Source organism: Gallibacterium genomosp. 1, from assembly GCF_000771875.1.
In the GTDB taxonomy this organism is placed as follows: domain Bacteria; phylum Pseudomonadota; class Gammaproteobacteria; order Enterobacterales; family Pasteurellaceae; genus Gallibacterium.
The window spans coordinates 1-14155 of record NZ_JPXX01000020.1; the positions used below are offsets into that span (position 1 = coordinate 1).

The 14155-nt window shown below is 39.4% G+C and carries 9 protein-coding genes; 3 read left to right on the plus strand and 6 right to left on the minus strand.

Annotated elements, in window-relative coordinates:
- Positions 1–4275 (plus strand): calcium-binding protein (locus JP36_RS11625; RefSeq protein ID WP_167332836.1); only part of this gene is annotated, 4275 nt, incomplete at its 5' end.
- A 130-nt stretch (positions 4276–4405) separates the two neighbouring features.
- Here the strand turns inward: JP36_RS11625 and hchA are convergent.
- Complete coding sequence (gene hchA, locus JP36_RS06790; protein WP_039173330.1) at positions 4406–5272, minus strand: glyoxalase III HchA; 867 nt, start codon at positions 5270–5272, stop codon at positions 4406–4408.
- A gap of 137 nt (positions 5273–5409) precedes the next feature.
- On the opposite strand from hchA, the gene JP36_RS06795 reads away from it, so the two are divergent.
- Positions 5410–6318 (plus strand): LysR family transcriptional regulator, encoded by a 909-nt coding sequence (locus tag JP36_RS06795; RefSeq protein ID WP_052119458.1) that lies wholly within the window; start codon positions 5410–5412, stop codon positions 6316–6318.
- A gap of 53 nt (positions 6319–6371) precedes the next feature.
- Here JP36_RS06795 and JP36_RS06800 read toward each other — a convergent pair whose 3' ends face one another.
- The gene (locus JP36_RS06800; RefSeq protein WP_039173334.1) at positions 6372–7586 is read right to left on the minus strand and encodes a sodium/glutamate symporter; all 1215 of its coding nucleotides are present in this window, start codon (positions 7584–7586) and stop codon (positions 6372–6374) included.
- 189 nt (positions 7587–7775) lie between these two features.
- Here JP36_RS06800 and JP36_RS06805 point away from each other — a divergent pair, with 189 nt between their 5' ends.
- Entirely contained in the window at positions 7776–8690 is a 915-nt protein-coding gene (locus JP36_RS06805; protein WP_039173336.1) for a lactate/malate family dehydrogenase, read from the plus strand.
- 67 nt (positions 8691–8757) lie between these two features.
- Here the strand turns inward: JP36_RS06805 and JP36_RS06810 are convergent, their stop codons facing one another.
- The 4 genes from JP36_RS06810 to mutS are packed head-to-tail and all read right to left on the minus strand — an operon-like array spanning position 8758 to position 13972.
- Positions 8758–9915, minus strand: a complete 1158-nt coding sequence (locus tag JP36_RS06810) for an iron-containing alcohol dehydrogenase (protein ID WP_039173338.1) — start codon at positions 9913–9915, stop codon at positions 8758–8760.
- 1 nt (position 9916) lies between these two features.
- Positions 9917–10306, minus strand: coding sequence for a RidA family protein (locus JP36_RS06815; RefSeq protein ID WP_013745835.1), 390 nt, complete (start codon positions 10304–10306; stop codon positions 9917–9919).
- A 51-nt stretch (positions 10307–10357) separates the two neighbouring features.
- Complete coding sequence (gene argF / locus JP36_RS06820) at positions 10358–11359, minus strand: ornithine carbamoyltransferase (protein ID WP_039173340.1); 1002 nt, start codon at positions 11357–11359, stop codon at positions 10358–10360.
- A gap of 27 nt (positions 11360–11386) precedes the next feature.
- Positions 11387–13972, minus strand: coding sequence for a DNA mismatch repair protein MutS (gene mutS / locus JP36_RS06825; RefSeq protein WP_039173343.1), 2586 nt, complete (start codon positions 13970–13972; stop codon positions 11387–11389).
- Between the last annotated feature and the right edge of the window lie 183 nt (positions 13973–14155).

Sequence of the window (14155 nt, forward strand, 5' to 3'; positions counted from 1 at the left end):
GTGAACGACAAAAACAGCAACGGTGTATTAGATACAACGGAAGCGAATATTGATCGTTTGTTGGCTGATGCGAAGCAGAAAGCGACAGACGCACAGAAGTTAAAAGAACGAATTGAGTTGAATGGTGTAGTTACTGCAACAGAGAAAGCTCAGTTAGATCAAGCGATTACGGCTGCTAATGAGGCAAAATCATTAGCGGATCAAGAGATCGGTAAATTGCCGGCTGGTTCGTATAAAACAGCAAAAGAGGGTGAGTCTGCGAGTATTGTGATTCCTCAACCGTCTTCAGTAACCCCAATTCCAACAGGCAAACCAGTAGTAACAATTGTTGGTGATGGTAATGATGCGGATACGGTTATTGATCGTGGCGAATTAGGCGTGGGCGCTGATGGGCAGTTAAATCCGGTTACTGTTGAAGTGAGTTTGGCTGGTATGCAAAACGTGAAACTGGGTGATAAGTTAAGTGGCGTGATTCTCTTAGGTAAAACACCTTCTTATTTGGGTGGTGATAAATCGGGTTATAGCTTAACTGAAAATGATATCATTAACGGCAAAGTATCATTCACTGTGCCTGTAACAGATGGGTTCATTGGAAAATTAGTGCTTCAAGGCGTAAAAGTTCAGGATGCGGAACAACAATCTTCAGCGACTGCGGATAGAAAAGAAGCTGCTCTTGATCTTGGAGCTGATCCGACTGTTGGTATGAGTTTTAGATCCGATACAGGTATTTCAGGAAGCGATAATATTACGACTAATGGTGAATTAGTATTGGCTGCACCGCAGGGATATACGATTGATCGAGTAGAAGTTAATAACGTAGAAGAAAGTCTGATAGGTAGCAGTATTACCTTATCAGAGGGAAGTTATGCTCCGGGTAGTATTCAAGTTACGGTGCGTAATACCGCAACAGGTCGTATGGAAACAGTTTCTAATACAGATACTTATGTGGTGGATACGACAGCGCCGGATGCACCTCGTATTAATGTTGAATCAGGTCGTGATAGTTCTATTTCTTTACCAGAGAATGCCGTCATTGGCGATGTGGTTGATGTTAATATCACGCAGCCAGGTAAACAACAAGCGATTTATGTGCAATATCGTAAGACTGATTCAGGTTGGGAAGTGGCAACATTTAAACCGGCTGATTCTGGTTTAAGTAGCGCACCTGCAGTGAGTGGTAATACGATTACTATTTCACAAACTGTAGCACCAGCTGGCTCAACAATTGCGGCAAAAGTAACTGATTTGGCAGGTAATGGTTCAGCGGGTAAAGATGGTAGCAATTCATTTGTGGAAGCAGAGGTTCCATCATCGGATTCGGATAATGATGGTTACACTAATGAGGAAGAAAGTCGAGCGGGGTCAGATCCTGATCAGGCTAGTTCAACACCAAAAACGTTAGCAGAAGATGCTTATAACAAGGCAAAAGCAACTTATGATGCATTTGAAGCGAAAAAAGCAGAATTTGCAAAAGGTGGTTTTACTAAGGAAGAGGTTAGTAAGTTAGAAAAATTGCTATTCCCATTAGACGGTGAAAAAGATAAAGCATTAGATGCGGCTAATTATGTTCACGATAATGATGGCAAAGCGGATTTAATAGCGAAAATCAAACAACTAACAGATACTGTGCCTGAAGTAACCAATGATGCTGATTCTACTTGGTCAAATAATAGAACAGTAACGTATTATGATTACCGTAAAGACAGTTCTAAGAATACAGAACATTTAACTTTAGATGATTTGGCTAAAAAAGATGGTGGTGTGTTTGTTATTCCGGCATCTCAGTTAGTGATTAAAGATCCTGATGCGGAATCAGGTTATACACCGAAACTGAAACCAATGAAAGATTGGGTTCACACTCTGCCGGGTAATACTTCTGTGGGTTTCTCTGAGTATAGAGTGGATGAGAATGGTAATCTTGAAATTAAGATTGATGCAGAAAAAGTAAAAAATATCAGTAAGACTCAAAATGAAACATATGAGCTTACTGCGGAAGATGGTACACCATTAACATTGTATGTTTTCTTTGAGAACAATAATAAGTCTGGTACATCAGTTACCTTATTCTCGGTTACTGTGAAAGATGATGTGTATCCAATAGTAGGCAATGTAGCAAGTAATGGTGTTACAGATGATACTCAATGGAAGGACATTTCAGTCGTATTGTCAGCAACAGGTAATGATCTTGCAAGCTGGAAAGTCAAATTGGAAATCTTTGATGATCAGAATCCTGACATTCCAGTATGGACACAAGATAAAGGTGGTATTACTTCAAGCTCTCAGGCGGTGAGCTTTGATGCAAGTAGATTTACTGCTGAGAATGGACATAGCTATACCTTAAAAGCAACAGCATTGAGTAATAGCGAGAAAGCGAATACTGTTGAAGAACATATAACAGTAGATACTACGCCACCGGAAGTAACATCTAATTTGACAACAGATTCAGGAGGCAATTTAAAACTTCATGTCGAGTTAAAAGAGCCGGTGAAATATTTTATTTACGATGGTAAGGTTGAATCTGATCAGATTTCGGTTACTGGAAAGCAAAATTATAGTAGTGCAAAAGATTTACCTTCGATGGATGCAACCTTTGATCTAGGCTCAACACCGAAAACTTATATCTTCTATGATCAAGCTGGTAATGCAGCAGGTGTGGTAGCACCGGAAGTGAAAGTAAAACGTTTAGGTCGTTTAACCACTAATATGAATCAAAATGAAGGCCCACGAAACTATATGAATGATGGTAATGAAGACCAATGGAAGGATACCGGTCCAGACGGCTTAACAACGTCAGCAGGCGATAATATCATTATTGTAGCGAAGAAACCTGATGGTGATTTCTTCGGTGGCTTTATTGATGGTGGAACGGGCGATGATTATAAAGCGACGTTACAAACCTATGATGGTAATGACTATATTTATGCTTTCGGTATCGGAGGTCATACTGATGTGATTACCGGAGGGGGTAACGATAGATTTGAATTGCGTTATGGTCTTTCAGGTTGGGGACAAAAAGGGAATTTCTCTACTGGTTCATTTGACGGTGCTCAACGTATTTTGATGGGCGATGGCAATGACACCTTCAAAATTCGTGGTTCAATGATCGACCTACATTCTGATTATGGTGATAATTCATTCGCATTAACTACAGCTAAAGTAGATATGGGCACAGGGCATGACACTATTGAAGTTGAAAGCACGATCAAGGGCGATGGTGATGCTGGGCGCAATTACTCTAACTATTTCAATCTTGGCAGTGGGGATGATGTGATGCGAGTTGGTAAGAATATTACAGACACGCAAACTTCTGCTATACCAAGCGCAACTCACGCTTCAAATATTATTGATTTAGGTACTGGAAATGATACTTTGATAGTAAAAGGAAGTGTTGAACAACATACTCTTATCCTTTCTGAAAATGGAGATAATACAATTTCTATTGGTTCAGGGGTATCGTTAGCGAGAAAATCTATTGGTGGCAATACTGCGATTGTGTTAGGTGATGGTAATGACACTTTAACCGTAAATACTGCCGTAAACTATAAAGATGCAGACAGAGAATCTGCTTTCTATCGAGCTTATAAAGATAGTAAATCAGATGGTTGGTATGCTGAAAGTGCTACACAAATAGATAAAGTAATAGAGGATGTAAAACAACCTAAGATCGATCTTGGTAATGGTAATAATACGGCAACCTTTGGTTCAAATGTGTGGTATGCAAAAATTATCACTGGAGATGGTCAGGATACTATTACTATCAAGGGTGCGCTTTCACAAACATCATTAGATACAGGTGGCAAGGATGATACTGTTACCATTAATGAATGGACGTTGAACAATAACTCAGTGATATTAGGAAACGGAAACGATACTCTGAATCTTGGTGGTGTATCACAGACATTATCATATGAAGGAACTTCACTGATTCATGGGGGCGCTGGTATGGATACCATTAATATTACTGGTAAATCGTCAGTATCAACAAGGTTAGAAATCTTTGGTAATACTGGTGGTAATAATATTGATGTTTCAGGCGTTGATGTCTTGAACTTAAATGGACACGGCACAGAAGTGATTATTGGTACTAATAATGTAGGTAATCCTAATAATGAGTTAGAACGTAATGTAATCACTATTCATGGGAATAACACTGATGCTGTGAAACTTCAAAGTGATTGGAGAGAAATTGGTTCAACGACCGGTATGAAACAGTATCAATATGGTGATATTATCATTTATATTGATGATACGATTCAAGTAACCACATTTAGTTAGTGTGTAAAATTACTATAGATTCGTATTTTTGAACTTAATGTTAAACCCATCAAACACTGTTTGATGGGTTTTTTCTTGTGTAAGAAAATAGGGAAGCCATCGCTTCCCTACAATGTTTGCTAATACTTAATTAGGCAACGGTTTTCAATAGTTCTTCTGCTGCTAAAATACCAAGTGCATTCGAAGCTAATGGGCTATCACCGGTTAATAATTTACGATCTTTATGTACTTGACCGGTAATGCCTTTGTTTAAAACTTTAACCCCTAATTTTTCTAAATTTTCTGCCACTAACCATTGTAATTTACCCGGCATATAACCGATATCCTGGTTCGCACCTTCATCTAATGCATCAGGGAATACACAAATTTCATAACCTTTAAACGGATAATCTTCCGCTTTTTCATCAACGCTTGCCGCCAATAATGATGCCGGACCGTGACATAAAGTAATAATGTGTTTATCTTGATTTAATGCCCAATTTAAAACGGATTTCACCTCTTTGCTGTGAGGAATGCCAGCTAAAACACCGTGTCCACCCGGAATAAAGACCGCAATATAAGGTGAATTTTCAGATAAGACTTCAGGCAAAATATCTGCCAGTTTTTTCGGGTTGACCAATTTTGGTAAATATTGGTTATATAAATCCATTACAGCTTTATCTTCTTCCGGCATTGCCCAAATTTCAAGTTTTACTGGATTGCCGGATAATGTTGCAACATCAATTTCAAAGCCGGCGTGGTGCATATGCAACATTGGTAATAACATTTCTACCGGATGATTTCCGGTTGAGAATAATTTACCGTTTTTCATCTCGATATAACGCTCATCGGTAGCAATCATCAACACTTTATGTTTACCACCGCTGTAGGATTTATCGAATTTAAAACCGTCAAAGTCAGTTACTTTGCTGGTGTATTGGGTTAAAGAATAATCTGATGGGAAAAATGCGTTATGTTCCGCACGGTCAGCAACAGGTTTTTTGCTTAATTCAGTCATAATCAATCTCCAAAATAAAAGTGAAATTTTTAATACTAAACAACAGTATTGTTTTGATGGTGTGTATTCTATCGTTGGATTAAGTGATAAAAAAAGGAATAAAATTGGAATAAACTATTCTTAAAAAAGGAATAATGATGAATAAATTAGAGGCACTTCGTTATTTTTGTGTTGCCAGTGAAACCCTGAATTTTAGGGAAACGGCGCAACGATTGGCGGTATCGCCACAAGTAGTTACCAGAATGGTTGCTGAGTTGGAGAGTTTGTTGGGCGAAAGCCTGTTTAAACGGAACACTAGAAATATTCGTTTAACCGAGTTCGGCGAACAGTTCTTACCACAAGCACAGCAGTTTTTACTGGAAGAAGAACGCTTGTTTTCGAATAATAAGTTGAATAAAAAAGCGATGCAGGGAATGGTGCGCATTACACTGCCGCCGTTGCCACTTAATCAGAGGTTATTAAGCGAACTGTTGGCAGCATTGGAGCCTTATCCGGACATTGTGCTGGATTGGCAGCAATCTGTTGATAAAGTGAAAGCCATTGATCATAAAATCGACATCGGTTTACGTATCTGTTTGGAACCGGAGCCGCATTGGATTGCACAGCATATTTGTACTTTTCACGAGAAAATTGTTGCTTCGCCTAAATTAATTGAACGTTTGGGAATGCCGAAAGATGTTGCTGATTTGGCACAAAATTATCCATTAAGTGGATTAATAAACCCGAAATTACAACGGATTTGGGATTGGCGAGTGAATAATGACATTCATTTTTTTCCGGCACAGACCAGATTCATCAGTAGCGATGCCGTTTATGAATTGCAAGCTGCTTTAGCCGGCAGAACTTGTACACAAATTATTTCTCCATTTTGTCAACCTTATTTGCAACAAGGGCAGTTGGTAGAATTATTCCCAGAAATAGAAAAGCAACAATGGCATTTATATCTTTATCGACCATACCAAAGTTTGGTAACTGATCGTGTTACATTTGTGTTTGAGCAGTTAAAACAGAGTTTGCTGCGATTGTATGGCAGCGATGAAATGTAACTGTTGTGAGCAGTATAGGCTTCGCCGTTTAAGCGAAGCCTGATTTGCACAATTTATGCTATTCCCTGTGCGATATTTAAGAATAAAGTAATAATCAAGGCATTGCTGATATTACTGATAAAGCCACCGATTAACGGCACGACAAAGAAAGCGATTTTTGAATAATGATAACTTGAACAAACTGCAGTCATTGTTGCCATTGAAACCGGCACTGCTCCCAACCCGAAGCCAGAATGTCCGGTGGCGATAATTGCTGCATCATAGTTTTTACCGCAAAGACGGAACGTAATAAAGACGCAGAACAAATAACAAAGCACAACTTGCAAAGTTAAAATAATGATGAGTGGCAAGGCAAGATCCGCCAATTTCCATAATTGCATTGTGACAATGACGATAGAAACGAAAATTGCCAATGAGATCTCGCCGATAATACCAATGTTTTCATAAAGTGCTTGGTGATCACGTTTGGTAGAGTCTAACACTAAGCGTAGCACTAAACCGCCTAACATACTCATCACGTGAATAGGAATATTCACTTGTGGGAATATAGCCTTACAAAGGAAAAAGAGTGTTTGTCCAATACCGCACGCTAATAGTAGTAAAAAAGCGGCTTGACTGGAACGGCGATAACTAATGCGTGGCAATTTGCTGTTATCTTCTTGATTGATTACTTGTTCTTGGCTGATTTGCTCATTAAGTTTATGTTTTTGAATAAGTCGTCTGCCCAATGGTCCACCTAGAATACAGCCAGCGACTAAACCAAATGTGGCGGCTGCAATGGCGACTTCAATTGCGCCATTTGCTCCCATTTGTTCTGCTATCGGTGCAAAGGCGGCGGCGTTGCCGTGTCCGCCGGTTAATGGAATTGAACCGGACATCAGTGCAATCAGCGGATCCATATTTAATAAAACCCCTAGCCCGAGTGATAACACATTTTGCAAAATGGCAAGTATTGCAGCCAAAATACTGAAAATAATCACTAATTTGCCGCCTTTTTTCAGCAAGGCAAAACTGGCGGCGAAGCCCATTGCGGCGAAAAAGACGTTATAAAAGAACGTGTTGATTGTTTTATAATCAAATTTAAAGGTAAGTAGATCAAGTGAATATAAACAGGTTGTAATAATCGCAAATAATGTTCCGCCAATAACCGGTGCCGGAATACAGTATTTCTTCCAAATTGGAAATTGTTGACGGATAAATTCACCGACATAAATGGCGACCACCGATAAAGCAAGTGTCTGGAACATACCAACATTAATAGTTACCATAGAAAAGCATCTCCTTTAAAGGAATATAAGTAAAAGGAAAAATATTAATGTTAATTAAATGTAATTCAAGTGTTAATTTTAAAAAGTGTGAACTATGCCAAAAAATTTTTGAAGTTGGTCCGCTAAAATAAAGTAGAGCGACTTTCGTTCAGTCTTGGAACAGCTATTTTGATAAAGAAGGATGGAATTATGAGAAAAATTGGTGTTATCGGTTTAGGAAATGTTGGTGCTACGGTGGCTTATACGATAGTTACTAAAGGGCTGGCGGATGAATTGGTATTGATAGATAGTAAGCAGGAAAAGTGTACGGCTGAATATTATGATTTGTTGGACAGTCTGGGCAGATTGGAAAATTACACCAAATTGATAATGCAAGATTATCAGGCGTTGGCAGATGCGGATGTGGTGATTACTGCCTTTGGGGATATTAAAGCATTGGCTGAGGGAGGTGATCGTTTTCTTGAATATCATTTTAATAAAGAGCAGGCGAAACAGGTGGGTATTGCATTAAAACAGGTCGGTTTTAACGGCGTGATTATCAATATTTCTAATCCGTGCGATGTGATTACCGGACTGTTGCAACATCATAGCGGTTTATCAAAACAACAGGTTTTTGGCACTGGCACTTTTTTGGATACGGCTCGAATGCAACGTGCGGTTTCTCAAGCGTTGAGACAAAATCCGCATAATATTGAAGGTTATGTATTGGGAGAACACGGTGAATCACAGTTCGCTGCTTGGTCAACTATAACGGTGCAAGGTGAACCGATTGTAGAAATTGCTGAAAAATTATCGCTCAATTTAGCCGATTTGGATAAATCGGCACGGGAAGGCGGATGGTTGGTTTTTAATGGTAAAAAATATACGAGCTATGCGATTGCCACCTGTGCGGTAAAATTAGCCCAAGCAGTTATTTCAGACGCTTATTTAGCTTGTCCAGTATCAGTTTATCTTGAACAGTATCAATGTTATGTCGGTTATCCGGCGGTAGTAGCGAGATCTGGGATTGTTGGGATCAGATCGCTTGCATTGACTGCAAATGAACAACAATTACTGGCAACTTCCGCTAAAATGATTGCGGAAAAAACAAGGGAAGCGTTATAAAAATAATTTAATATTAAGGATTTAAGGGGCAATTTGTGGTCTGCCCCTCAATAGCTTATAAAGTGATTTATAACGCTAAACGCAAAATCTCTTCTGCGGCTTTAATATCAATATTTTTATGTTCACCGAGATTTTCTGTTTTGTGTTCTTTGAGTTTGCTTAACACGCTTGGGAATTGGCTGTCATCAATGCCGTGAACTGATAAGCGAGTTGGTGTTCCCATTTGTTCAAAGAAAGCTCGTGTTTTATCAATAGCAATACGAATCGCTTGTTCGCTGTCGTTGCCTTGATAACCCCAAACACGTTGAGCAAATTGTACCAATTTTTCTTTTTTAAATTCGCGTTGATGCCACATAATTGCAGGTACAATAATAGCTAAAGTTTGCCCGTGATCCAAACCGTATTGAGCTGTCAGTTCGTGACCAATGCCGTGTGAAGCCCAGTCTTGCGGTACACCGACACCAAGAATGCCGTTTAATGCCATTGTTGCTGCCCACATAATATTGGCACGCACATCATAATTTTCTGGCTCAAGTAATGCTTTTGGACCTTCTTCAATCAATGTTAAGAAGACACCTTCGGCAAAACGATCTTGAACTTTGGCATCGACTGGATAGGTCATATATTGCTCGAAAGTATGCACAAATGCATCGACAACGCCATTTGCAGTTTGTTTGGCAGGCAAAGAGAAAGTGGTGGTTGGATCAAGCACGGAAAATTGTGGTTTGACAAACGGTGAGAAGAAGCCAAGTTTATCTTGGGTCTCTTTACGGCTGACCACCGCATTACCGTTCATTTCGGAGCCGGTTGCTGGTAGCGTAAGAATTGCACCTATTGGTAATGCACTTTTAATTACAGTGCCGTGACTTTTCACGATTTCCCATTCGTCACCTTGGAAATTGATGGCGGTAGCAATAAATTTTGTACCATCTAACACTGAACCACCACCGACAGCAAGCAGAAAATCTACTTTTTCACGGCGACCAAGCTCAACCGCTTTCATTAATGTTGAAAATTGTGGGTTAGGTTCAATGCCAGAAAATTCAACAATTTCAAAGCCTTTTAATACGTCTAGCACCTGATCGTAAACACCGTTTCTTTTAATGCTGCCACCGCCATAAGTCATTAAGATTTTTGCGCCGGTAGGAATTTGGTTTTTAATTTCAGCAATTTGACCTTTACCGAACAATATTTTAGTTGGTAGGTGTAAAGTAAAGTTAAACATATTATTTTCTCACAGCAATTGCTTCAATTTCCAAACCGACATCTTTCGGTAAACGGGCAACTTCAACACAAGAGCGTGCCGGAAAACTTGGATGATTATTTTGTTGGAAGAAACGTTCATATTCTGCATTGATGATGGCAAATTGATTTAAATCTTTGACAAATACGGTTGTTTTTACAATATCAGACACTTTTAAACCGGCTTGTTCAACGATAGCTTTAATATTTTCTAATGATTGACGAGCTTGCGCTACAATGTCGTTTGGAATTTCGCCGGTGAGTGGATTAACCGGAATTTGCCCTGAAGTAAGTACAAGATTACCTAAATCAACTGCTTGTACATAAGGACCAATCGCCGCCGGTGCTTTTTCTGTGTGAATAATTTTAGTCATCGTTTTTTCCTTATTGTTTGTGAAAAATGAATCGGTATTTACCGATATGATTTAAGCTAAAGTTGCTACCATTACCGCTTTGATGGTGTGCATTCTGTTTTCTGCTTCATCAAAGACGATCGAAGCTTCAGATTCAAAAACGTCATCTGTTACTTCTAAGCCGTTCATTCCATATTTTTCTGCCATTTTTTTGCCGATAACAGTATTTTCATCGTGGAATGATGGCAAGCAATGCATAAATTTCACGTTAGGATTGCCAGTGAGCGCCATTAATTTGGCATTAACCTGATATGGCTTCATTAGCTCAATGCGTTCTGCCCACGCACTTTCCGGTTCGCCCATCGAAACCCAAATATCGGTGTAGATAAAATCAACATCTTTTATGCCGGCTTCAACATCTTCAGTACAGGTAATGTTTGCTCCTGTCTGTTTAGCCATTTCAGCCACTTCATCGAGTAATTTATGTTCCGGAAAGAATTGTTTCGGGCCGACCAAACGTAAATCTAACCCCATCAGCGCAGCACCCTCAACAAAAGAGTTTCCCATATTATTGCGAGCATCGCCGAGATAAGCAAGTTTCATTTGATCAAGACGTTTACCTTTGCCGTGTTCCAACATTGTTAAGAAGTCTGCCAAAATTTGTGTTGGGTGAAATTCATCGGTTAAGCCATTCCAAACCGGAACACCAGAATAATTCGCCAATGTTTCGACCAATTCTTGACCATAGCCACGATATTGAATAGCGTCATACATTCTGCCCAACACGCGCGCGGTGTCTTTCATACTCTCTTTATGCCCGATTTGTGAACCGCTAGGGCCGATATAAGAAACGTTAGCACCTTGATCAAACGCACTTACTTCAAATGCAGAACGGGTGCGGGTTGAGGTTTTCTCAAACACCAATGCGATATTTTTACCTTTTAAGCGCGGCTGTTCGGTGCCGGCATATTTTGCTTTTTTTAGTTCGGCGGCTAAATCAAGCAAAAACTGGATCTCTTGTGGTGTGAAATCCATTAAACGTAAAAAATGACGTTGACGTAAATTGATTGGCATAACATTTTCCTCTGTTGTGTTAACTGATTAAGATTGTTGTAATTTTTTAAGTTGATATAACATTGTCAGTGCCTGTTTCGGCGTTAAATCATCCGGATCAATCTGTGCTAATTGTTGCAAAATTGCTTCGCTGTTTGCATCAAATTCTGGTTCCGGATTGAAATCCAGCTCGTTTTGGTAATCATTAATTCGGCTGTTTTGAAACGAAAGTTTTTCCAACTGTTTTAATTTTTGTTTTGCCAGTTGGATAACCGCTTTAGGTACGCCGGCAAGTTGTGCCACTGCAATACCGTAACTTTTATTGGCTGCGCCTTCCTGCACTGAATGCATAAATGCAATCGTATCATTATGCTCTTTAGCGTCAAGATGAATATTGATACAACCTGACAACTGTTGCGGTAAAGAGGTCAATTCAAAATAGTGGGTGGCGAACAGTGTTAAGGATTTGAGTTGTGTTGCCAACCATTCCGCACACGCCCAAGCTAGGGAAAGACCGTCATAAGTAGAAGTACCACGCCCGATTTCATCAATTAATACTAAACTTTGTGGCGTGGCTTGATGAAGAATATTCGCCATTTCACTCATTTCAACCATAAATGTGGAGCGACCAGATGCTAAATCATCGGATGCACCAATACGGGTAAAAATACGATCTATCGGTCCAATAACTGCCTGTTGAGCCGGAACAAAACTGCCGATATACGCCATTAAGGTGATTAATGCGGTTTGGCGCATATAGGTACTTTTACCACCCATATTGGGGCCTGTGATAATCAAAAGGTGGCGTTTTTGATTGAGTTCAAGTGGATTGGCAATAAATGGATCTTGTAAAACGGTTTCTACTACTGGATGGCGACCTGCTTCAATGCTAATTAGTGTTTGTTCGCTGAAGGTCGGAGCAACATAATTCAATGTTTCCGCACGTTCTGCTAAATTTGCTAATACATCTAGTTCGGCTAAGGCCAAACTTGTTGTTTGTAACGCTGGAAGATGAGGTAACAACAAATCGAACAGTTCATCATAAAGTTGTTTTTCTAATGCTAAGGCAGCACCTTTTGCCTTTAAGACTTTATCTTCGTAATCTTTTAATTCCGGTATAATAAAACGTTCCGCATTTTTTAAGGTTTGGCGTCGAATATAGTGTGTTGGTGCGCGTTCTGCTTGACCTCGGCTAATTTGAATATAATAACCGTGAACAGCGTTATAACCGATTTTTAGTGTGTCAATGCCAGTTTGTTGCCGTTCTCGAATTTCTAAATTTTCTAGATATTGTGTTGCTCCGGTAGCCAAATCACGCCATTCATCCAACTCCTGATGATAACCGGAGGCAATCACACCGCCATCACGAATTAATAAAGGTGGTGTTTCGATGATTGCACGAGCTAATAATGTAAATAATTCACTAAAATCCTGTAATTTTGACAGCAGTGTATCAAACTGCTGATTCTGATTATGTTGTTGTAAAAGCTGGATAATTTCTGGTAATTGCCCTAATGCTTGACGTAAACGGGTTAAATCACGCGGACGAGCAGAACGTAATGCAATACGTGCTAAAATACGTTCCATATCCCCGATTTGTTTTAATAGCGGTTTAAAATCGGAATAAAGTTCCTGCTGCATAAGATTTTTAACAGCTTTTTGACGGATTAATAATGGCTTTTTGTTGCGTAATGGCTGATGAATCCAACGTTTAAGTAGGCGACTACCCATTGGAGTATTGCAGTAATCAAGTACGGAAGCGAGCGTGTTTTCAGTACCGCCGGCAAGGTTTTGTGTTAATTCTAAATTACGGCGAGAAGCGACATCAATCACAATAAAATCGTTCTCTTGAGAGAGTGAAATTGCATTGATGTGTGGCAATGCGGTGCGTTGTGTTTCTTTAGCATATTGCAATAAACAACCGGCAGCACATAAAGCCACAATCGCTGTTTCGACACCAAAGCCTTTGAGATCCTGTGTACCGAATTGTTTAGTCAATAATTTGATTGCGGTAACCAGTTCAAACTCCCAGTTTGGACGACGACGTAATCCTTTGTAGGGTTCCAGCAGTTTGATATAAGCAAAATCTTCTGGATAAAGAATTTCAACTGGCATAATGCGTTGCAACTCAGTTGTTAAAGCAATTTCATTTGAATGTTCGCTGATTTGGAAACGCCCTGATGTCATATCTAGTGTTGCCAAACCAAAAATTTTCTTTTCATAATAAACACAGGCGATAAGGTTATCCTGTCGCTCTTGTAATAATGCTTCATCACTGATAGTGCCGGGGGTTACAATGCGTACAATTTTGCGCTCAACCGGCCCTTTACTTGTCGCTGGATCGCCAATCTGTTCACAAATAGCAACCGACTCACCTAATTGCACCAGTTTTGCTAAATACCCTTCTACGGCGTGATAAGGAACTCCCGCCATTGGGATTGGATCGCCATCGGTTTTGCCACGTTTAGTTAATGAAATATCTAAGAGTTGTGATGCACGTTTGGCATCATCAAAAAACAGTTCATAAAAATCTCCCATACGATAAAACAGCAAAATATCGGGATGTTCCGCTTTAATTTTTAAATATTGCTGCATCATCGGGGTAAAAGAAGAAATATTGCTCTCTAAAGTCATAATTATTATCCTTTTTGCTGGATGAATAGTATAAAAGATGATGAAACAAAGCGAAAGTTACAAACAGTCAGCAATATAAAATGTGTAAAAATTTGGAAGCACACTCACAGTTTTAATTATTGGTAACATAAAATACTTGATACTGTATGGTTATACAGTATAATAGGCAAAAAAATTCCTCTT

Excerpts from the sequence above, each read along its gene's own strand:
- hchA (WP_039173330.1), bottom strand. The coding sequence starts at position 5,272 with ATGACTGAATTAAGCAAAAAACCTGTTGCTGACCGTGCGGAACATAAC.
- JP36_RS06795 (WP_052119458.1), top strand. The coding sequence starts at position 5,410 with ATGAATAAATTAGAGGCACTTCGTTATTTTTGTGTTGCCAGTGAAACC.
- JP36_RS06800 (WP_039173334.1), bottom strand. The coding sequence starts at position 7,586 with ATGGTAACTATTAATGTTGGTATGTTCCAGACACTTGCTTTATCGGTG.
- JP36_RS06805 (WP_039173336.1), top strand. The coding sequence starts at position 7,776 with ATGAGAAAAATTGGTGTTATCGGTTTAGGAAATGTTGGTGCTACGGTG.
- JP36_RS06810 (WP_039173338.1), bottom strand. The coding sequence starts at position 9,915 with ATGTTTAACTTTACTTTACACCTACCAACTAAAATATTGTTCGGTAAA.
- JP36_RS06815 (WP_013745835.1), bottom strand. The coding sequence starts at position 10,306 with ATGACTAAAATTATTCACACAGAAAAAGCACCGGCGGCGATTGGTCCT.
- argF (WP_039173340.1), bottom strand. The coding sequence starts at position 11,359 with ATGCCAATCAATTTACGTCAACGTCATTTTTTACGTTTAATGGATTTC.
- mutS (WP_039173343.1), bottom strand. The coding sequence starts at position 13,972 with ATGACTTTAGAGAGCAATATTTCTTCTTTTACCCCGATGATGCAGCAA.